Annotated in this window: 17 protein-coding genes and 1 tRNA gene; 11 read left to right on the top strand and 7 right to left on the bottom strand. The window is 34.6% G+C overall.

The features are described from left to right. Nucleotides 1–122: 122 nt before the first annotated feature. Nucleotides 123–1745 carry an adenine deaminase gene (ade, locus tag I5M07_RS14540; protein WP_200107176.1) on the bottom strand — a complete coding sequence of 541 codons (1623 nt, stop codon included), beginning with the start codon at nt 1743–1745 and terminating at the stop codon, nt 123–125. 224 nt (nt 1746–1969) lie between these two features. Here ade and recJ point away from each other — a divergent pair, with 224 nt between their 5' ends. From recJ to I5M07_RS14515, 5 genes are all read left to right on the top strand, one after another. Beyond that, nucleotides 1970–3667: a single-stranded-DNA-specific exonuclease RecJ gene (gene recJ, locus I5M07_RS14535; RefSeq protein WP_200107175.1), complete on the top strand. Its 1698-nt coding sequence runs from the start codon at nt 1970–1972 to the stop codon at nt 3665–3667. Beyond that, a complete protein-coding gene (locus tag I5M07_RS14530; RefSeq protein ID WP_200107174.1) occupies nt 3664–4938 on the top strand; it encodes an MFS transporter in 1275 nt (424 codons plus the stop codon). The genes recJ and I5M07_RS14530 overlap by 4 nt, the downstream gene beginning before the upstream one ends. Nucleotides 4939–4950: 12 nt before the next feature. Continuing rightward, the gene (locus tag I5M07_RS14525; RefSeq protein ID WP_200107173.1) at nt 4951–5784 is read left to right on the top strand and encodes a sulfurtransferase; all 834 of its coding nucleotides are present in this window, start codon (nt 4951–4953) and stop codon (nt 5782–5784) included. Nucleotides 5785–5897: 113 nt separating this feature from the next. Further along, nucleotides 5898–6938 carry a glycosyltransferase family 9 protein gene (locus I5M07_RS14520; RefSeq protein ID WP_200107172.1) on the top strand — a complete coding sequence of 347 codons (1041 nt, stop codon included), beginning with the start codon at nt 5898–5900 and terminating at the stop codon, nt 6936–6938. Between the two features lie 77 nt (nt 6939–7015). Then, on the top strand, nt 7016–7372 hold the full coding sequence (locus tag I5M07_RS14515; RefSeq protein WP_200107171.1) for a hypothetical protein: 357 nt from the start codon (nt 7016–7018) through the stop codon (nt 7370–7372). On the opposite strand, the gene I5M07_RS14510 is transcribed toward I5M07_RS14515, so the two are convergent. From I5M07_RS14510 to I5M07_RS14500, 3 genes are all read right to left on the bottom strand, one after another. Further along, nucleotides 7369–8127, bottom strand: a complete 759-nt coding sequence (locus I5M07_RS14510) for a UDP-2,3-diacylglucosamine diphosphatase (RefSeq protein WP_200107170.1) — start codon at nt 8125–8127, stop codon at nt 7369–7371. The genes I5M07_RS14515 and I5M07_RS14510 overlap by 4 nt on opposite strands. Nucleotides 8128–8138: 11 nt before the next feature. Continuing rightward, nucleotides 8139–8591: a 6-pyruvoyl trahydropterin synthase family protein gene (locus I5M07_RS14505; RefSeq protein ID WP_200107169.1), complete on the bottom strand. Its 453-nt coding sequence runs from the start codon at nt 8589–8591 to the stop codon at nt 8139–8141. Nucleotides 8592–8691: 100 nt separating this feature from the next. Next, complete coding sequence (locus I5M07_RS14500) at nt 8692–9456, bottom strand: enoyl-CoA hydratase/isomerase family protein (protein ID WP_200107168.1); 765 nt, start codon at nt 9454–9456, stop codon at nt 8692–8694. 104 nt (nt 9457–9560) lie between these two features. Between I5M07_RS14500 and I5M07_RS14495 the strand changes: the two genes are divergently transcribed. Together I5M07_RS14495 and I5M07_RS14490 are read left to right on the top strand one after the other, a co-directional pair. Then, nucleotides 9561–9637: transfer RNA gene (locus tag I5M07_RS14495), tRNA-Ala, on the top strand. A 423-nt stretch (nt 9638–10060) separates the two neighbouring features. Further along, on the top strand, nt 10061–10960 hold the full coding sequence (locus I5M07_RS14490) for a BRCT domain-containing protein (protein WP_200107167.1): 900 nt from the start codon (nt 10061–10063) through the stop codon (nt 10958–10960). Nucleotides 10961–11080: 120 nt separating this feature from the next. On the opposite strand, the gene I5M07_RS14485 is transcribed toward I5M07_RS14490, so the two are convergent. Both I5M07_RS14485 and I5M07_RS14480 read right to left on the bottom strand, forming a co-directional pair. After that, a complete protein-coding gene (locus tag I5M07_RS14485) occupies nt 11081–11950 on the bottom strand; it encodes a DMT family transporter (RefSeq protein WP_200107166.1) in 870 nt (289 codons plus the stop codon). Nucleotides 11951–12351: 401 nt separating this feature from the next. After that, on the bottom strand, nt 12352–12540 hold the full coding sequence (locus I5M07_RS14480) for a hypothetical protein (RefSeq protein WP_200107165.1): 189 nt from the start codon (nt 12538–12540) through the stop codon (nt 12352–12354). Between the two features lie 89 nt (nt 12541–12629). On the opposite strand from I5M07_RS14480, the gene I5M07_RS14475 reads away from it, so the two are divergent. Then, nucleotides 12630–13439, top strand: a complete 810-nt coding sequence (locus tag I5M07_RS14475; protein WP_200107164.1) for an MBL fold metallo-hydrolase — start codon at nt 12630–12632, stop codon at nt 13437–13439. A gap of 223 nt (nt 13440–13662) precedes the next feature. Here I5M07_RS14475 and I5M07_RS14470 read toward each other — a convergent pair whose 3' ends face one another. Further along, a complete protein-coding gene (locus tag I5M07_RS14470; protein WP_200107163.1) occupies nt 13663–13851 on the bottom strand; it encodes a hypothetical protein in 189 nt (62 codons plus the stop codon). Between the two features lie 179 nt (nt 13852–14030). Here I5M07_RS14470 and I5M07_RS14465 point away from each other — a divergent pair, with 179 nt between their 5' ends. The 3 genes from I5M07_RS14465 to I5M07_RS14455 all read left to right on the top strand — a co-directional run bounded on the left by I5M07_RS14465 (nt 14031) and on the right by I5M07_RS14455 (nt 20475). Next, nucleotides 14031–14729, top strand: coding sequence for a hypothetical protein (locus tag I5M07_RS14465; protein ID WP_200107162.1), 699 nt, complete (start codon nt 14031–14033; stop codon nt 14727–14729). A gap of 157 nt (nt 14730–14886) precedes the next feature. Next, entirely contained in the window at nt 14887–17055 is a 2169-nt protein-coding gene (locus I5M07_RS14460) for a DEAD/DEAH box helicase (RefSeq protein ID WP_200107161.1), read from the top strand. A gap of 612 nt (nt 17056–17667) precedes the next feature. Next, nucleotides 17668–20475, top strand: coding sequence for an AsmA family protein (locus I5M07_RS14455; protein WP_200107160.1), 2808 nt, complete (start codon nt 17668–17670; stop codon nt 20473–20475). Nucleotides 20476–20696: the final 221 nt, after the last annotated feature.

Here is a 20696-nt window from a genome sequence, read left to right as displayed (position 1 = left end):
AAACCGAGAAACTAAGATTTATTCACTTAGTCAAGTTAGAAAAAATCATTAGGTTCACTACTTTTACTTTAAATCGACAGTACTTTCTCCGAAAAGTCAAAACGGCGCAAATTGGTCTCGCATTACCCCACCTCCAAATCCACAAAAGAAAACGTATTTCCGCTAAACAATCCTTTATCCGATAGTTTTAAGTCCGGAATTACCAATAAAGCCATAAACGAAAGCGTCATAAATGGCGCTTTTAATTGGCTTCCCAACTCCTTGGCCATTACATCAATTTCTTGGTATAGTTTTGCGGTTTCCCAGCCATTTTTGTCGCTCATAATTCCGGCCACGGGTAAGGGCAACATTTTATTTTCTGAACCATTTACGGCGCAAACGCCGCCTTTGTTTTCAATAATCAAATTGACTGCATGGCAAATTTCTTCGTCCGAAGTTCCAACCGCTACAATATTATGACAATCGTGAGCGACCGAACTGGCAATAGCCCCTTTTTTCAAACCAAAATTCTTGATAAATGCTATAGCGGACGGCGTGTTTTCGTATCGATTTACAACAGCCATTTTCAAAACATCCTGTTCGGTATCTGAAACGATTTTATCATCTACGATTAAGGAGTTATGATGAATTTCGTTGGTAATCAGTTGTCCTTCTAAAGCTTCGATTACTCTGATTTTTGAACCTTTTCCCGAAAGTGTAAAATCGCTACTTTTTTTCTCGGTAATATTGAAATTATTCGGCGTTTCAAAAGGAACGTGTTGCACAAAAGATTCGCCATTATCAGCAATTAATTGCCCATTTATATAGGTTTGTAACACTTTAAAATCGACTAAATCTTCGACCACAATAAAGTCGGCTGAATCATTTTCTTTGAGTAAACCGACATTCATTTTGTAATGATGAACAGGGTTTACACAAGCCGCTTGCAAGACTTTAAAAACATCGATTCCTTTGGCAACAGCACGAGCACAAAACGCATTGATATGACTCACAATTAAATCATCAGGATGTTTGTCATCAGAACAAAACATCATATTTTTATAATGTTCAGGAAGTAAATCAATCAAAGCTTCGAAGTTTTTAGCGGCACTTCCTTCGCGGATAATGACTTTCATTCCGAGCGCTAATTTTTCCTGCGCTTCTTCAAAAGTAAAACATTCATGATCGGTTGAAATTCCTGCCGAAATGTATTTTTGAACTGCCTCGCCTCTCAATCCTGGAGCATGACCATCGACAGGTTTATTAAAATGTTTAGCCCATTCTATTTTCTTCAACACTTCTTTATCATCAAATAAAACGCCTGGATAGTTCATCATTTCGGCCAAATAATGAATGTCAGGTGAAGCTAATAATTCCTTTATTCCATCCGAATCAATCACAGCGCCTGCGGTTTCAAAAGAGGTGGCTGGCACACACGAAGGAGCTCCAAAATGAAATTTCAACGGTACTTTTTTGCTGTTTTCAATCATATAATAAACCCCATCTGCACCCAAAACATTGGCAATTTCATGCGGATCCGAAACTGTAGCAACCGTTCCGTGTAACACTGCAATCTTGGCAAATTCTGATGGCACCAACATCGAACTTTCAATATGAATGTGCGCATCAATAAATCCGGGCATAATGTAGTTTTTTTCAGCATGATCCTTTTCTGTTATCGAGCTGATTTTGCCGTTTTTTACTGTAATTTCTCCCGAATAAATACGTTTGTTTTGAATGTCAACAATTTGTCCTTGAATTTGCATTTGGATGATTTTAAAGTGCTTATCAAAAGTACTGCGATTTTGTATTTCTTTTTAACGCTTCTTCAACTATTTAAAAAAATAATTGTGATTTAACTACTCGTTCTTCCGTTTTTTTTGGCTTACTTTTTTAATAGAACTTAATTTCTGGGGGCTTTCTTTTTAATCATTTTTTCCTCTAAATTTGTGTTTTACCTAAAATCCTAATTTGTCAATCCACATACACTATGCGTTGGACTTTAAAACCCAAACCTTCAGCTGATAAAGTAAAGCAACTTGCTCAGGATTTGAATGTTGAAGAACTGGTGGCTACACTCTTAGTGCAAAGAGGTATCGAAACCTTTGAGCAAGCCAAGGATTTTTTCCGCCCTTCTTTAACAAAATTGCACGATCCTTACCTAATGAAGGATATGGATAAAGCGGTCAATCGAATCGAAAAAGCGATTCAAAATCAAGAAAACATTTTGGTTTTTGGCGATTATGATGTGGATGGAACGACCGCCGTTTCATTAGTTGCTTCGTACTTGAGAAGTTATTATCCTAACGTCGCCACTTATATTCCCGATCGTTATAACGAAGGTTATGGCGTTTCTTTCCAAGGAATTGATTTTGCCGACGACAACCAATTTTCGTTGATTATAGCACTAGATTGCGGCATCAAATCGGTTGAACATGTTGCGTATGCCAAATCGAAAAACATCGATTTTATTATTTGCGATCACCACTTACCTGGCCCAATATTGCCCGATGCGGTTGCCGTTTTGGATCCGAAAAGAGCCGATTGTTTGTATCCGTATAAAGAATTGTGCGGTTGCGGCGTGGGCTTCAAATTGATTCAGGCTTTAGGCGGTAACAGAGGCGAAACTACCGAAGATTTAATGTCGTATTTGGATTTGGTTGCCACTGCGATTGCGGCAGATATTGTTCCGATTACGGGTGAAAACAGAATTTTGGCTTATTACGGAATAGAAGTTATCAATAGCAATCCGCGTAACGGCATTAAAGTTTTGCTTCAGAATCTAAAAAAAGCCCATTACGATATTAGCGATTTGGTTTTTGTGGTAGCCCCTAGAATTAATGCTGCGGGTCGTATCAAACATGGAGAAGAAGCCGTGAAATTATTAACTGAATTTGATTTTGAACAAGCCGAAAAATTTGCTAAGGAAATCAATGATTTTAACACAGAGCGCAAAGGTTTAGACAAACAAATCACACAAGATGCTTTGCTTCAAATAAGTCACAATCAAGAAGAGCATCATCGTACAACGGTCGTTTTTGACGAAAAATGGCACAAAGGCGTAATTGGAATTGTTGCTTCGAGATTAATAGAAACCTATTACCGCCCTACTTTGGTTTTTACTCAAAGTGGCGACAAATATGCTGCTTCGGCGCGTTCGGTTAAGGGATTTGACGTATACAATGCGCTCGAAGCCTGCTCGGAACATTTGGAACAATTTGGCGGACATAAATACGCCGCGGGCATGACGATCAAACCCGAAAAATATGCCGATTTCAAAACGGCCTTTGAAGAGGAAGTGACCCGAACAATTTCGCCCGAAATGCTCGAACCAGAATTGGAAATTGATGCCGAAATTGATTTTGAAGCGCTCACTCCCAAATTAATTCGCATTTTGAAACAATTTGAACCTTTTGGCCCTCAAAACATGCATCCTGTTTTTAAAACAACGGGTGTTGCCGATACAGGACATGCCAAATTATTGGGTTCGGGAGAAGAACACCTTCGCCTCTTTTTAAAGCAAAATGTCTATGATAATGGTGTGGCGGCCGTTGGTTTTGGATTGGGCAAAAAATGGAAAAATACACCCGCTCCCAAAAAGCTAGAAATTGCGTACACCCTTGGGGAAAACGAATGGAATGGCACCGTTACAACCCAACTTTACCTTAAAGATTTTAACGAAATATGAGTCAAAAAATAAAAAAAAACGACCCTTACGCAGCCTTGCGTTTTAGAGAATTCAATACTTTTTTACTGATGCGTTTTGCAATGGTTTTTGCTTGGTCGATGCAATTTATTGTCATTGAATGGGAAGTGTATAGTTTGACTAAAGATCCCCTTTCATTAGGTTTTATTGGTTTGGCCGAAGTCATCCCGGCAGTGAGTATGGCACTCTTTGCCGGACATATTGTAGATCAAAAAGAAAAACGGAATATGTTGTTTAAATGCATTTTTGGTTTTTCTATCGTTAGTTTAGGATTGTTTTTATTGACTTGGCCGGTGGTAGTAGCAGATTGGTCGCAAAATATAATATTGTATAGTATCTATACGCTGGTATTTATTGGCGGAATCGTACGTTCTTTTTTAGGACCTACTATTTTTTCACTTTTGTCTTTGGTGGTACCTAAAAAAGTGTATCCTAATGCCGCGACTTGGAGTAGTACGACTTGGCAAATTGGAGCTGTTTTAGGACCTGCCATTGCTGGTTTTTCTATTAATTGGATAGGCGTACATTGGTCTATGTGCGCCATTTTTGGATGTTCCATTATTGCTTTATTAGCTTTATCGCAGATTAGTACGAAACCTATTTTAAATCCTAAAATTGGTGAACCTGTTATGGATAGTTTGAAAGAAGGTCTCAAGTTTGTTTTTACGAATAAAGTTATTTTGGGAGTTTTAAGCCTTGATATGTTTGCTGTGTTATTTGGCGGTGCTGTAGCCTTGTTGCCTATTTATGCGCAAGATATTTTAAAAGTAGGACCAGAAGGTTTTGGTGTTTTAAGGGCGGCTCCTGCGGTAGGTGCTTTTATAACCATGATTTTATCGGCTTATGTGCCTTTGTACAAAAACGCCGGAATGAAACTTTTAATTGCCATTTTTGTTTTTGGGTTGTGTATCATCGCTTTTGGTGTTTCGACTATTTTTTGGGTGTCGGTAGCGGCTTTATTTTTAAGCGGTGTTGCCGATGGCATTTCGGTTGTAATCCGTCAAACCATTTTACAACTAAAAACGCCGGATCATATGCGGGGTAGGGTTTCTTCGGTAAATTCGATGTTCGTAGGTTCTTCAAACGAATTAGGAGCTTTTGAAAGCGGTTTAACAGCCAAATTAATGGGAACTGTTACTTCTGTTGTTTTTGGCGGAACAATGACTTTGCTTACTGTGGTGCTTACCGGACTTAAAACGCCGATTCCACAATTGGATTTACAAAAAGATCTCGATGATAATGAAAATGAGTAATACCATTATGTTATGAGTCCACTTAAATCGGTACAATGGTTGTATGAAAATCAGGATAATCCAAGATTGGTGATTTTAGAAACTGTTTTGGATAATTCCGTCAACACCACGTCTAATAAGGAAGCAAAACACATTCCGAATGCGGTATTGTTTCCCATTTCAACCGATTTTAGTGACACCTCAAGTCCACTTCCTAACACCATTCCCACCGCCAATCAATTTACTAGCGAAGCACAAAAATTGGGTATTCATTCGGATAGTGTTATTGTTGTTTATGATGCCATTGGCGTTTATTCCAGTCCACGTGCTTGGTGGCTTTTTTTGAGTATGGGTCATCAAGAAGTGTATGTGTTAGATGGTGGTTTGCCCGAATGGATGGCTCAAGGTTTCGAGACTGCTGCCCGTTATCGGAAACCATTGTTAAAGGGAAATTTTGTAGCTCACTTTCAGCCAAAACGAATTAGTACGTTAGAAAATGTAGTGCAAAATCTAACCAATGAAACACAGTTGCTGATTGATGCTCGAAGTCCCGATCGTTTTTCAGGAGAAACGCCCGATTCTAGAAAAAATGCCCGTTCGGGTCGCATTCCGAAATCAATAAACCTGCATTATGAAAAACTTTATAATGGTCCTCGTTTAAAAAACAAAGAAACACTAGAAACCCTTTTTAGCGAAATCCTATCCGATAACAAACCTCTAATTTTTAGTTGTGGTTCGGGAATTACAGCCTGTATAGTTGCCTTAGCGGCTACTGCTGCGGGTTACCAAGACATGAGTATTTATGATGGTTCTTGGAGCGAATGGGGCATTGATTACCGTTTACCCATTGAAAAAGATATGTTGTAATTTAAGAAAAGTCCTAACAGAACGACAATAAAAACAATAAATTACTGTTTTAACCACAAATAAATTTAAATTCAAGGTATTTTGATTAATTTCATTGGCTAAAAAAGTTTTTTATGAGTTTCAAAACCGAAATCAACGCGCTCCGAAGAAAAATCACCCGTGGACTTACTAAAAATGTGGGCTCCGTAAAATTTGAGAAAAAAAACGTTTCTGAGGTTGTTTTTAAAAACGTACTGATTTCACGCCCGAATCACCGGTTAGGGAATTTGCTTCTCATAACGCCTTTGGTTCAAGAAATCAATTCTCATTTTCCCGATTGCAAAATCGATTTGTTTGTAAAAGGTGGTTTGGCTCCCATCATTTTTGAGAATTATACTACTATCGATCAATATATCGTTTTACCTAAAAAACCTTTTAAAGAATTAAGAAAATACCTTTCTGTTTGGTTTAAAATCAAGCAAAAAAAATACGATTTGGTTATTAACATCGATAAAAATTCTTCCTCTGGACGTTTATCAACGCAGTTTGCGGATGCCGATTACAAATTTTTTGGCGAGGAAAACGAAACCATCATTTCGCAATATCCCGATCATGTACACATGGCTAAGTACCCGGTTTATGAATTTCGTTATTATTTAGAGCTTTTAGGATTTCCCAAAAAAGAAGCAGCTGTACCTACCATAAACATGAAGTTAAGTGCAACTGAACTTCAAAAATCAAAAGCCATTTTAACCGAAATAGTAGGCTCACCCACTAAAACCATAGCCATTTTTACCTATGCTACCGGTGCTAAATGTTATCCGCCCGAATGGTGGCATCCTTTCTATGAACAATTAAAAACCAGCTTCCCCGATTATGCCATTGTTGAAGTTTTACCGGTTGAAAATGTTTCTCAAATTGACTTTAAAGCACCTTCTTTTTACAGCAAAGATGTACGTGAAATTGCTGCTTTTATAGCCAATTGCGAGCTTTTTATTGGTGCTGATAGTGGGATTATGCATTTGGCTTGTGCCTCGCAAACACCAGTGCTAGGCTTGTTTTCGGTCACAATTCCTGAAAAATACGAACCCTACGGGAATAAAAGTATCGCTATTAACACCAATACATTGGATACTGGAGCCATTTTAGCGTTAGCCAAAGCACGATTGCAATAGTATTCCACTATTTTTCTTGTTTTTTTATTTAGAATCTTTATAAATTATTATTTATATTTGTTCTAAATACTTTACAAATGAAAGAAATAGATCAAATCTACCATAATGAATTTGGAATTTCCTTTTTCTGGAAAAAAGAGCAAAATAACGCCTACGAGAAAATTCAATTGGTTTTTAAAGAAACCGGATTTTATTTAACGGTAGCGCAATTGCGTGAATTTTGCCAATTGGTACACGTTAGCAAACTAAAAAATAGTTGTTGTGATGATTGCGCTTTTAAAAACAGCTGTCACAAATTTTTACTCAAAACCCCTTGCGAAGCGATAGATTTGGCCGTAAACATGGAAGAATTACAACTTATAGAAGATTTGATAAGAGGTACCCTTTTTACGTTACAAATTGATGATTTTATTTATGGCGTTGGCCGCAATTAGACTTCAAATTTCTTCAACTCGAAAGTAGCACCATCAAAAACACCATACGTAAAATAGGTAATCCAATCACCTAAATTCACGTATTCGGAATTCGTACCCACCGGCAAAATCATCGGTAAATGACGGTGACCAAATACAAAATAATTATAGTGTTTGGTTTCTAATTTGCGTTTGGCGTACAAGACGAGCCATTCGTTTTCTTCGCCTAAAAACATAACATCTTCGTCGCCCGAAATCAATTTGTTTTTCACCGATAAATATTGCGCCAAACGAACTCCAATATCAGGGTGCAACCAACGGAACAACCATTTAGAAAAAGGATTCGTAAATACTTTTTTCATTCGTTTGTACCCTTTATCGCCAGGTCCTTTCCCATCACCATGTCCAATTAAAAAAGCGCTTTCGTTAAATACGAATTCTTTATTATCATGGTAAACCGGTATGTTCAATTCTTTTTCAAAATAATCGTGCATCCAGATATCGTGATTGCCAACAAAAAAATAAATGGGAATGCCACTATCACGCAATTCGGCTAATTTTCCTAATACACGCACAAAACCTTTGGGCACAACCGTTTTATATTCGAACCAAAAATCGAATAAATCACCCAGCAAAAAAATGACCGCAGCATCGTGTTTGATGCTATCCAGCCACAAAACAAACTTCTTTTCGCGTGGCGCACTCAAATCGTTTGTGGGCGCTCCAAAATGCTGATCGGAGGCAAAATATACTTTTTTATCAGGAGGTACTTGCATGAAAAAACGAATTACAAATTATCGCTAGCGTACCACTCCGCAAACGATGATTCGGTTTCTTGTAGTTTTAACGAAAATAGTGCTATGTTTTCTGGCAAACGCGATTGGATACGTTGTGCAAAATCGACAACCATATTTTCGCTTGTGGGTTGATAATCGACCAAAATAACATGGTGATCGCGTGAAATCAATTCTTTTGCAAGTTCAATATGCGGTGTCGTTTCGTTAAAAACAGTAGCATGATCAAATTGATCTACAATTTCTTCTTTCACAATTTTTTTTAAATCCGAAAAATCAATCACCATTCCAAATTTCACATCCGAACGGTCGGTAATAGGCGACCCAATCACGGTAACCGATAATTTGTAGCTGTGACCGTGCACATTTTTACACTTGCCATCATAACCATATAAGGCGTGACCTGTTTCGAAACTGAATTGTTTGGTAATTCGGATTTTTGTCATTGTAACTTTATTTGAATAGGCAAATTTAAGCAATAGATATGAAAAACGACTCGAATTTGCCTACCGATGCCATTTTCTAGTTGTTTTACTGGCGCTATTATTACTTTTTGAATGCTAGCAAAGCGTTTTTAGTAAAATCAGACAAAACCAATTGACCCGAAATTTTTGCCCGTTCAAAAAGCAATTCTTTCCAGTGATGGGTTTCGTTCCAAATTATTTTTTTTATTTCAAACAAGGCTTCTGGATTAAACGAAGCCAATTCGTTTGCCAGTTGCAGCACCGCATCATCTACTTGTTCTTTGGCTACTACTTTAGAAAACAATCCGTTTTGCTGTGCCCAATCGGCAGTGTGCCACTGTTTGGCTTCGAGACACATTTTCGCAAAATTGGTTTTTCCGATTTTGTATGAAACCACCGGTTCAATTACAAAAGGCCCAATTCCGATACTCAATTCCGATAATTTCAGACTGCTTTCCGAAGCCGCGACTACATAATCGCAGGCTGCAATGATACCTACTCCACCGCCCACTGCTTTAGCTTGCACCCGACCAATTATAATTTTAGAACACGAAATCATCGCTAAAATCAGGTGTGCAAATCCCGAAAAAAAGACCTTCCCTTCTTCCTCATTTTTGACAGCAAGTAATTCATCAAAAGAAGCTCCTGCACAAAAAACCGTAGCGCCTTTACTTTGCAAAACAATTACTTTTACGGCAGCATTCTGACTCAAGTCATCAAATTCACTCGCCAATTTTTGCAGCAAGGCAGCGGGAAAAGAATTCCCCAATGGATGATAAAAAGTAACCGTAGCGATAGAATTGTGAATAGCCGTTTGAATGGATCCGCTCGTGGAGGCTGTACTCATATTGAAAATTTTAAGGGTAAAGTTACGGTTTTGAAAAATAATCATTGCAAAGCGAATAGAAATTTGTTTTTTGGGAATTAATTGCATTAATTTGCTCTCGCAATGGGGGATTAGCTCATTTGGCTAGAGCGCTACGCTGGCAGCGTAGAGGCGACCGGTTCGAATCCGGTATTCTCCACCAATTACAAACTCAAGTCCGAAAGGCTTGGGTTTTTTATTTTATCACTATTTTGTATACCGATTTTGGAGATATACGCAAAATAAGGGAGTGTAATTCGAAATTCACATCCGATATTGAAAGAGCAACGTTACTGTTGTAGGCGTTTTAAGGCAATGATTGTAGGCAAAATAGGATTCTATTCATATCATTTGAATTTATTTTGTCTAATGTTTTTCGTAGTTATATCGTTGCCCCTTGTTAACAACTCGTCCCTTTATTAATGCTAATACGCAAAACCCTAAAGGATTTTCTTTTTAAATTGCAGCTCAATTTTTAGGCTTTTCTTGCTATAGAGAGTTATAAGCCTGAAAAAATAAGTATTTTGCAGAAGTTAGTTGTAATTTTGAAAAACCGAAGAGAATTTAACAACTAAAAATCAAAAAAATGAGTGAAATAAGCCAAAAACAAATGGATGTTTTTACTTCCAAAAGTAGAGCAGACAAAGCGATTAATTCTTTAAAAGGAATCTTATTAGGACTGATTGCAAATGAAACTGTTAACCAAACAGAATTGGAAGAACTTAAACAATGGGCTGAAAATCATCATGATTTAATAAACAGAAATCCTTTTAAAGAATTCATGGCTATTATTTATCAAACTGCATCTCAAAATATTGATAGCAAAGAAAGTATTGAAGATTTATATTGGTTGTGTCAAAAATACGAAGGCGACAATTACTATTACAATACAGTTACATCAGATTTACAATTACTTCAAGGAATTTGCCATGGAATACTTGCGGATGGAACTGTCGATGAAAAAGAAATTTTTGCACTTGAAAAATGGTTAGATGGAAATACACATTTAAACTCGTATTATCCATATGATGAAATCAGAAGTCTAATTTTATCAATTGTTGCTGATGGAAAAATTGATGAAGAAGAAAAATTAGTTTTAAAAGCATACTTAAAGCAATTCGTGATTATACAAAATGAAGAAATCAGTAGAAAAATAAACGAAGAGACAAAAGATATTAATATTACAGGACATTGTACAAGTGAACCGAATATTGAAATAAAAAATAAAACATTTTGTATTACTGGAATTCTAAAAAGTGGAAATCGTTCAACAATAGAAAAACAAATTAAAGACCTAGGTGGAAATCCGACAAAAAGTGTCACTAAAGAAACTGATTATTTAATCGTTGGAGACAATGGAAATCAAGCTTGGGCATTTGCTTGTTATGGTAGAAAAGTAGAAAAAGCTTTAGAATTAAGAAAAACCGGACATACAATTGTACTAATCCACGAATTTGATTTTATGGATATTTTACAAGACTCATAAATAAAAAAACTACTGGTAACAGCCGTTAGCAGAAATAGTAAAAAATCGAGTTCAAATCAGAAACAAAAAAAGGGCACAAGCTGAAAAAAACTTGTACCCTTTTATTTTTAAAAGATAGCTCTATTTCCTTTTTCTAACTGAAAATATTGACTGTAATATAACTGAAAGCATTACAAAAAATAAACCAGCATAAAACGAATAATTCACCTCTTTGCCTTCATCAAAAAATAAAAATGCAATAATGATAGCATAAATTGGTTCGAGATTAAATGACAAATTAACAGTAAAAGCGGGAATTTTTTTTAATACTTCTGTAACCGACACATAAAGCGCAACTGTACAAAAAACGGATAAAAGTATCAAATATAAAGTATCTTTCAAACTAGGAATTATACTTTCCGAAGGAAAAAAATGTAAATAAATAGGAAGTAAAGCTCCTAGACCAAAAGTTCCTCCAATCATCTGATAATAATTAATAATTTTACTATCGTAAATAGTTGCCAATCGTTCGTTGTAAATTGTATAAAGTGCCGCAAAAGCGGAAGAAACAATACCAAACAAAATTCCCAACTGATAGGAAGCGTCAAAGTGAAATATTAAACTAATCCCCAACAATGTTATACAACTCAACAAAATTTCGGAAATTACAAATCGTTTTCTGTCAATAATTGGTTTAAAAAGTGCCGTAAAAAAGCTTGTGAGACTATAGCAAACGACTCCAACTGAAATATTTGAATACTTTATACTTGCATAGAAAAATACCCAATGAATAGTAATAAGTAGTCCAACTTTTGAAATTTTTAATTTTTCTTTAGAACTTAAATGATTACTAAACTTAAACAGCTTTAAAATTATAAATAGAAAAATTGAAGAGAAGAAAACTCTGTACCAAGTTAATAATCCTTCATTCAAAGTGATGAGTTTTCCAAAAACTCCTGTAAATCCAGCCAGTATTACAGCAATGTGTAATAACAAATATGTTTTTTTCATAAAATTGTCTTACTTGTCCTAAAATAGAACAAGCCTTATAATTGTTAATATTTAATTGAAAATAAAGCATAGCAAAAAAGCTAATTAAAAAATTAGGCTACACTTCTTTGACGAAAAGAAATATTAAACGATTGGAGGTGGTAGACAACTTTTACGGTTCATATTGTTTTTATTATTTAATGATTGCAAATATATTTATTTATGAGCAAAAAAAAGCGGCAGGTAACAAGGGTAGCTGTTGCACAACCCTCCTAAAAAATAAATTTTAAAAAAAAACATAAGACACAACCTCTTTTAAAGCGATTTAAAGGAGGTTTATTTTTGCAGTAAAGTTTCGGTTTTCAAAAAAAGAATACTAAAAACAGCCTGAATTAAGTCAGACAAACGGCTTTTAAGCGATGTTATTTTTTAGGTAACTCCAAACTTGGTCGCCCCTCATGTTTTAAAACTTTGGGCTGAAAACCTGTTTTTTCAAGGTCTATAACATGGACAAAAACATCGATAAATCGCACCTGATTAGTAGCTGTAATGTTATCTTCTAAACTGACCATCTGGAGCTGATGACGGGAAATTCCTTGGATATGTTGCATAGCTAAAATATACGATTTTTATCCCTATGAGATAAATAAAAATCTATATTTGTTTTGCAGGCGGTGACGTTTTTTCACAGTCTGACGTTATGCGACATAGTCAAAAAACCGCAAAAAAAGATATGAATTTAATTAAAGACGATTGGTTTACTGTAGAAGAAGTTGATAATAAAACTTATGTTATTAGCGAATATAAACATTGGGAAGAAACACATTGTTATTTGTTAAACGGAACAACAAATAGTTTATTAATTGACACGGGATTGGGAGTCAAAAATATTAAAGCAGTTGTGGATAAATTCGCAACAAAACCACTAATAGTAATTCCAACACATACTCATTATGACCATATTGGTGGACTAAAATATTTTGACAATTTTTATATTCACGAAAATGAAGAAGATTGGATTAATGGAAATTTCCCTTTGCCTTTGGACTTTATCAAAAATCTTTTAATAGAAGAACCTTGTGAATTTCCATTAGATTTCAATATAGATGATTATGAGATATTTCAAGGAAAACCAACTAAAATATTAAAAGACAATGATATTATAGAATTAGGAAATCGTACAATTCAAATCATTCATACGCCAGGACACGCACCAGGTCATATATGTCTATATGAAAAGGAAAAAGAGTATTTATATTCAGGAGATTTAATCTATAAAGGTAAATTAACCGCCTTTTTTCCAACCAGTGACCCAAAAACATACAAAAACTCAATTGACAAAGTGGTATATTTGCCGATTAAAAAAATATTACCTTCTCATTTTGATTTAAATATACAAACTTCAATTATACAAGAAATTAAAGATGCGTTTGAACAAATTGATAATGACGGTATGTTAGAACAAGGTGCGGGATTGTTTCATTATAGAAATTTCATAATATCAATTTAACAAAATAAAATTGAAAATTGGAATAAATAAAACTACGATCGCACAACACACGTAGCTGTTGCAAAAAAACCTCCTAAAAAAATAAATTTTAGAAAAAAACATAAACACAACCTCTTTTAAAGTGATTTAAAGGAGGTTTATTTTTGCAGTAAAGTTTCGGCTTTCATAAAAAGAAATCTAAAAACAGCCTGTTTTAAGTCAGATAAGAGACTTTTAAGCGATGTTATTTTTTAGGTAACTCCAAACTTGGTCGGCCCTTATGTTTTAAAACTTTGGGCTGAAAACCTGTTTTTTCAAGGTCTATAACATGGACAAAAGCATCGATAAAACGCACCGGATTAGTAGCTGTAATGCTATCTTCTAAACTGACCAGCTGGAGCTGATGACGGGAAATTCCTTGAATAGGTTGCATAGCTAAAATATACGATTTTTATCCCTATGAGATAAATAAAAATCTATATTTGTTTTGCAGTCGGTGGTGTTTTTTCACAGTCTGACGTTAGTGGTAATCATACCGTACCATAGAAAAATAGTATATATAAAATAGGAACTAACTTTTAAATTGACAATATTGTATAAAATTAGCACATTTTGAAATTAATTAATAAACCAGTATCTACTTACAGAGATTTTTCTTCTAGTACATGTGATGTAAATTGTATCCATGTCCAGATTACTAATTTGAAAAGTATTGTCGACGAAATTCATGAAACTATTGCAGACACAAGCTGGATTGATAAATTAGACGCGCTTTCACAAGAGATTTTTCGTGCGACTTCAGAAAGAACAATTGATAAAATTGTAAACCAAATTATTGCAGGAATGACTTCAACCGTAAATGAGGATATTGGAGAATATATTGTTTCTTATGCTGGACAAAGTGCACTTGAAACAAATTTCTCTCATATTAAAATTCCTTTAGCTGAACTATTAAAAGAAAAAGTGTCAGGAAATCCAGGGTTTGACTTTCACACATTAAGCGCAAAAAGATTTTTAGTATTTGGAGAGGCTAAGTTTAGCTTAGATGGTACACCTCGAGCAATAGCATTAGATCAAATTGGTGAGTTTATAACTTTAAAAAAAGAAATTGCTGAAGTGCAAACATTTAGACCATTTATGGATGATGAATGTGAAAAAAATATATTGGCTGGAATGAGAGGATACGCAGCCGCCTTTTCTTTCAATGCAAAAGACATTGATACAATTTTTAAAAATGCGTTGGAATCAGATATTATCGATGAATTGATAAAACATAACGAGCTTTACTTAATTGCAGTTGAAATATGTTAAACAAATCACTTTCCATTGGACAATTAGATAATAGTTTGGTAACTCACATTCTTAATGAATTTCACGTTGAAGGACCTATAAATTCTGATCATCTTGAAACTCTTGCTTATATTAAAAAATTTGCCCCCGAACAATTTCAATATTTTGAAAAAAGCTTATGTTTTTAATGGGGCTCTTTTACAAAACAACTGAACCTCAAACTTTTTTTGATCAAATTTACTGGGATTATGCTAACTCAATATTTGAGCAAACAGGCAGATACTTTACACCAGTCCAAGCAGACGCATTTAATTCCATCCAAAAATTTGATAATTTTTCTTTTTCGGCGCCAACTAGTGCAGGCAAGTCATACTTATTTCAAGAACTTATAAAAGATATAAAAGGTGACATTATAATAGTCGTACCTTCTCGTGCCTTACTTTCAGAATATCTGATTAAAATTCAGGATTTAGTAGCAAACGAAATCCTAGTTTTACCTTTTATTGATTTTGTCAATATTCGCAAAACAATTAGGAGAATATTTATTATCACGCCAGAGCGTGGCGATGAACTTTTTAAGTATCAAGAAAAAATCAATCTACAGTTAGTACTTTTTGATGAAGCTCAGCTATCTGAGGAAGGGATTCGAGGGATGAAGTTTGATTCTTTGGTAAGGAGAATTGATAAAAAATTTCCTAATGTAAAAAAAGTGTTTACACATCCATTTGTTATAAATCCAGAGGCACAATTACAAAAACACAATCTCCAAAATGGTGATTATGAAGCTTATGACCAAAAAGCAGTGGGAAAAATATTTATCGAACATCGAAATGATACTTTTAAATATTTTTCACCTTATGATGACCAATCCCGAGGTAAATTAGAATATTCTGGCGATATTATTTCTGATTCAATTTCTAATGGAAAAACTGCCCTAATCTATATTGCAAAGTCAAAAATCTATGATGAAACGTTTCTAGAAACATATGCAAAATACATTGCACTTTGCAAGGAAATTACTGATCCAAAGGCATTAGAACATATAAATGAATTAAAAAATTATTTTGGTGAAAATCAAGAGAAAAAATCTCTTATGTTGTTTTTGATGCGCGTTGGCATCGTAATACATCACGGATCAATCCCATTGAAAGCTAGAACAATTATAGAAAGGTTTGTAAACGAAAACCACGCACAAATATGCTTTTCAACTTCAACTCTCATTCAGGGAATTAATATGCCATTTGATCTTGTGTGGATTAATAACTTTCGATTTACAGGTAGCGAAGACCAAAAGAAATTAAGCTTAAAAAATTTAATAGGAAGAGCTGGTAGGACAAGTAAGTTAATCAATAATTATGATTATGGTTATGTAATTATTAATAGCGCAAATAAAAACAGGTTTATAGAAAGACTTAAATCAGACTCATATTTGGAAACTGAATCAATTCTTGATAGCACAACTGAAAATGTTGACGAGGATTTTATCGATATTATAAACGCAATTAAAAATGATTCATTTGACAACAATTTAAACCTAACAAGTGAGCAAGTTTCACGTCTAAATTCAACAAACTTAGATCAAGACATCGAATTTATTCTTTCCTCATTTATTGACTCTAAAGGCATTCCTTTAAGCGGACGTGCTTATCATGATCTTTCAATTGATATTCGCAGGCAAATTCGACGCTGTTTAGCTAACATCTTCATCAGTCACTTACGTAGAACAGAACTAACTAGAGGTGAAATATCTGTACTTGACACAGCAATTCCTATTTTACTTTGGCATATTCAAGGAAAGTCTTTTTCTGAGATAGTATCGTTACGATATTCTTACTTATCCGAACGTGATTTTAGACGAGGGTTAAGAAGAGATTTAAAAAATGGAAAAATATCTCGAAAGGAATATCATAGTCAATTAGCGAATAAACAGATCAAATTTTCTTGTATAGCAGAAACATTACCTAATAGCCGATTTCAGGTTCCAATTCCATTATTTGGCTATAAAAGTGTAACTGAAATTGATTTTGACTTATTAATTTACGATACATATGATTACATAGATAAAGTTCTTTCGCTATCATTAAAAGATCCACTTTCGGCAGCTTTTGAATTATATTATAGTAGAACTTCCAACTTAAAAGCGCTGTCACTTGCTAATTATATTAGAAACGGCACAAACGATATTGTCGAGATATGGCTTCTTAGATATGGCTTTTCTTTTGAAGAAATTGAATGGGTAAAGCCATACATATTGGAAATAGATGAAAATGAAATAAAGTTTAAAAAAAATATATCTGAGCTATTTGAAGATGGTATAAAATATAAAGCAATTGAGAGATATTTATAATGACTACCGCTAACAGCTAAGGTTTCGTTGCGTGTGGAGCACGCACACCCGAGCGAAGCGAACTGGCGAAGCAATGAAACCTCGGTTGAACCCTTCGGCAAGCTCAGGATAAACTAAACCGCTGTATTTTTATGGGGATTTCGAAAATTGAGTTTTAAGGATTACAAGTGGATTTAAGTCCTCTTTTATTGTGGGATGATTTTACAGTGATTTTCTTTACTGCTAGGCACAAGTTCCCTTAAACCAGCGCGAGCGCAATGCCATTAAGTTAAGCCCAAAAGTATCCTCAACGCTTGTCATTCCGACGAAGGAGAAACGCTAGTTCAGCGAAGCTAAATCTCATAATGTGCTTACTTGATGTGATTTCTCCCGTTGGTCGAAATGACAAACTGTATTTCTATTTCTTAACTTAATGACATTGGGCGCGAGCGTCTCGCTCGTGAATAAAATCAAATGAATTGCTTAGTAATTTAACACGATTTACAATAACCGCTTTTTTTACAAGAATACAATGCAAATTTTATAAACTTCCATAAAAGTTATATAAGGCGTAATCTTTATTTCCGGTTTAAGTTTATGTAAGTTAATATACAATCCTCAAAGGCATAGGAAATGAATTATAATTCCAAAAATAGGATAGTCAAAACACTCAAAGGAATCGGAATTACGGTTGCTGCTATTTTGCTATTATTATTTTTGCTTCCGATACTTTTCCCAGGAAAAATAGCTTCTGAAGTAAAAAAAATTGCAAACGAACGTTTAGATACCAAAATGGATTTTTCAAAATCTAAACTTTCATTTTTCACTCATTTTCCGGCGTTAACCGTTTCATTAGAAGATTTAACTCTTACCGGTTCAGCTCCTTTCCGCAAGGATACTTTAATAAAGGCAGAACAAGTTGCATTTGGTATTAATCTAAAGAGATTGATTTTTGACAATGAAGTGAAAATCAATAAATTATATGTTTCTAAAGCCCAGGTAAATATATTGGTGAACCAAAAAGGGGAAGCCAACTACAACATTTATATAGCACCCGAAAACAGAAAAAATGAAGAAACGACTGAAAAAGGAACCGCAATTCGTCTAGAACGTATTGATTTAGAGGATTGTCATGTAAAATACAACGACCGTTCGGCAAAAATATTCGTGGATGCTAAAGGGTTTAATTATATCGGAAAAGGAAATCTAAGCGAGGATATTTTCGATTTAAACACAGATGCCGATATAGATAATGTCGATTTTTATTACAATAGAACAGCTTATCTAAGGAAAAAGAAAGTACATGCTGATTTAATTACACGAATCAATACAGATGCGCTTTCGTTTATTCTTCAAAAAAATGAACTTCAAATTAATAAACTGCCATTAACATTCACGGGATTATTTACGATCTTGAGGGATGGCTACAAAATCGATATAAAAGCCGCTTCTAAAAATACTACGGTTAAAGACCTCTTATCCGTAATGCCACCTGAGTATTTAACTTGGTTAGAAAAAACCGAAATCTCTGGAAAAAGTGATTTATTATTTACTTTTAAAGGAGATTATAATGTCTCTAAAAATCTAAAACCCAACTTAGCATTTAATTTAAAAGTCAATGATGGGTCTATAAATTATGAAAAGGCTCCAGCTCCGCTGACCGATTTCCAGATGAATCTTAATGCTATTTTGCCTTCGCTTGATCCCGAAAAATTGTTGGTTAATTTAAAAACATTGAAACTTAAAGTGGGTGAAAAAGATTATTTTACCGCTTATTTACGCAGCAGAGGCCTCAGTGAAATGACAGTCGATACGAATATAAAAGGAGCTTTGGACTTGGCCACTTTGGATGCTGCAATCGGTTTAAATACCATGGATATAAAAGGAATTCTAAAAACGGATATTCAAGCCAAAGGAACGTTTAGTACGTCCAAAAAATTGTTTCCAAAAACCAAAGGAGGCATTTCATTACAAAATGGTTGGCTAAAAACCGATTCGTATCCGAACCCAATTACTAACATTACTTTTGTCGCCAATGTATTTAATAAAACAGGAACGTTTAAAGATTTATATGTTGCCGTTACACCAGCTTCATTCGTTTTCGAGAAAAATCCAGTATATGTTAATGCAACTGTTTCTGACTTTAATGATTTGTTTTACAATGCTAAAATAAAAGGAGAACTGAATGTTGGTAATATCTATAAAGTATTCTCTCAAAAAGGGCTTGATATTAAAGGGTATGCCAAAGCAGATCTCTCCCTGAAAGGAAGACAAAGTTATGCAACGACTGGCCAATATGATAAATTAGATAACCGAGGTACGATTCTCTTAAAAAATATCAAAGCGACCTCAGAACTTTTTCCAAAGGCTTTTTACATCAAACAGGGAAATTTCCGTTTTCAGAATGAAAAAATGTGGTTTGAAAAATTTGATGCTTCCTATGGAAAATCAGATTTTGACATAAATGGGTATCTGCTCAACACTATTAATTATTTTTTAGAATCAAATGGGACATTGAGCGGAAGTTTTAATATGAAATCAAATCTGATTAATGTTGATGAATTTATGGCGCTTGAAAAAGGCGAAAATAAAGACCGAAATATTGAAGTGGAATATGCCAAAGAAGATCATCCAAAATCGAGTGGCGTTGTTAGTATTCCTAGAAATTTAGACGTAAGTCTTGCCGCAACCGTAAATAAAGTAGAGTACAATAAGCTTATCTTCAATAATCTTTCGGGAAAAATAGGAATGTCTAAAGGTAATTTTTATTTAGAAAATACGACACTTTCCGTTATCGATTGTATTTTAGGAATCAATGCGTCCTATAAAGATGAATCGCCAACGGCAGCACATTTTGATGCCCATTTTACAGCTAAAGATTTTAGTGTACAAAAAGCCTATAATGAGATACCCATGTTTCACGACATGGTTACGGTTGCCGAAAAAGCAAAAGGGATTGTCGGTATCGATTATAAAATTAAAGGAGATTTAGACCGAAATATGGGACCCATTTATGCATCGCTGGAGGGAGCAGGAACCATTAATTTACGTGATGTACAGATAAAAGGTTTGAAATTGTTTGACGGAATAAGTTCAAAAACGGGACAAAAAGATTTAGATAATCCGCGAATCGAAGGCATAGACATCAAATCCAGTATTGATAATAATTTAATTTATATTGAACCTTTTACATTCAAAGTGGCTGTATTCAGACCCACCATAAAAGGAACCACGAGTTTTGATGGCCTTTTAGATTTAAGGATGCGACTAGGATTGCCACCTTTTGGCTTAATTGGTTTCCCAATTGTAATAACGGGAACACATGAGGAACCCAAAATCAAAATTTTCAGCAAAACGGGTCAAGAAATTGAAGATGCTTTGTACGATGAAAAAAACAATAAAGTCATTCGTAAAGAAAAAGTGAGTAACCAAAAAAGTTAAATGTAATAAAATTATAAAAATAAGTGTAATGGGATTAGGTCAGAAAATAACCATTGCACTTAAAATTCTGCTTGTGTCAAAGTCATATTCACTATCGCCCCCGCTGGCGCGAGCGCAATGTCATTAAGTTAAGGGTTTAGGGGCTCAATTAGCAGGTGTTTTATTTTTATTTTAATACTATTTTTCGTATTTTTATTATCAAATAATAACACCTGAATTTT

The organism is Flavobacterium agrisoli (genome assembly GCF_016522065.1).
Lineage (GTDB): Bacteria > Bacteroidota > Bacteroidia > Flavobacteriales > Flavobacteriaceae > Flavobacterium > Flavobacterium agrisoli.
Note: the sequence above shows the minus strand (reverse complement) of the source record. Positions and strands in the feature narration are given on the sequence as shown.

Excerpts from the sequence above, each read along its gene's own strand:
- ade (WP_200107176.1), bottom strand. The coding sequence starts at position 1,745 with ATGCAAATTCAAGGACAAATTGTTGACATTCAAAACAAACGTATTTAT.
- recJ (WP_200107175.1), top strand. The coding sequence starts at position 1,970 with ATGCGTTGGACTTTAAAACCCAAACCTTCAGCTGATAAAGTAAAGCAA.
- I5M07_RS14530 (WP_200107174.1), top strand. The coding sequence starts at position 3,664 with ATGAGTCAAAAAATAAAAAAAAACGACCCTTACGCAGCCTTGCGTTTT.
- I5M07_RS14525 (WP_200107173.1), top strand. The coding sequence starts at position 4,951 with ATGAGTCCACTTAAATCGGTACAATGGTTGTATGAAAATCAGGATAAT.
- I5M07_RS14520 (WP_200107172.1), top strand. The coding sequence starts at position 5,898 with ATGAGTTTCAAAACCGAAATCAACGCGCTCCGAAGAAAAATCACCCGT.
- I5M07_RS14515 (WP_200107171.1), top strand. The coding sequence starts at position 7,016 with ATGAAAGAAATAGATCAAATCTACCATAATGAATTTGGAATTTCCTTT.
- I5M07_RS14510 (WP_200107170.1), bottom strand. The coding sequence starts at position 8,127 with ATGCAAGTACCTCCTGATAAAAAAGTATATTTTGCCTCCGATCAGCAT.
- I5M07_RS14505 (WP_200107169.1), bottom strand. The coding sequence starts at position 8,591 with ATGACAAAAATCCGAATTACCAAACAATTCAGTTTCGAAACAGGTCAC.
- I5M07_RS14500 (WP_200107168.1), bottom strand. The coding sequence starts at position 9,456 with ATGAGTACAGCCTCCACGAGCGGATCCATTCAAACGGCTATTCACAAT.
- I5M07_RS14490 (WP_200107167.1), top strand. The coding sequence starts at position 10,061 with ATGAGTGAAATAAGCCAAAAACAAATGGATGTTTTTACTTCCAAAAGT.
- I5M07_RS14485 (WP_200107166.1), bottom strand. The coding sequence starts at position 11,950 with ATGAAAAAAACATATTTGTTATTACACATTGCTGTAATACTGGCTGGA.
- I5M07_RS14480 (WP_200107165.1), bottom strand. The coding sequence starts at position 12,540 with ATGCAACATATCCAAGGAATTTCCCGTCATCAGCTCCAGATGGTCAGT.
- I5M07_RS14475 (WP_200107164.1), top strand. The coding sequence starts at position 12,630 with ATGCGACATAGTCAAAAAACCGCAAAAAAAGATATGAATTTAATTAAA.
- I5M07_RS14470 (WP_200107163.1), bottom strand. The coding sequence starts at position 13,851 with ATGCAACCTATTCAAGGAATTTCCCGTCATCAGCTCCAGCTGGTCAGT.
- I5M07_RS14460 (WP_200107161.1), top strand. The coding sequence starts at position 14,887 with ATGTTTTTAATGGGGCTCTTTTACAAAACAACTGAACCTCAAACTTTT.
- I5M07_RS14455 (WP_200107160.1), top strand. The coding sequence starts at position 17,668 with ATGAATTATAATTCCAAAAATAGGATAGTCAAAACACTCAAAGGAATC.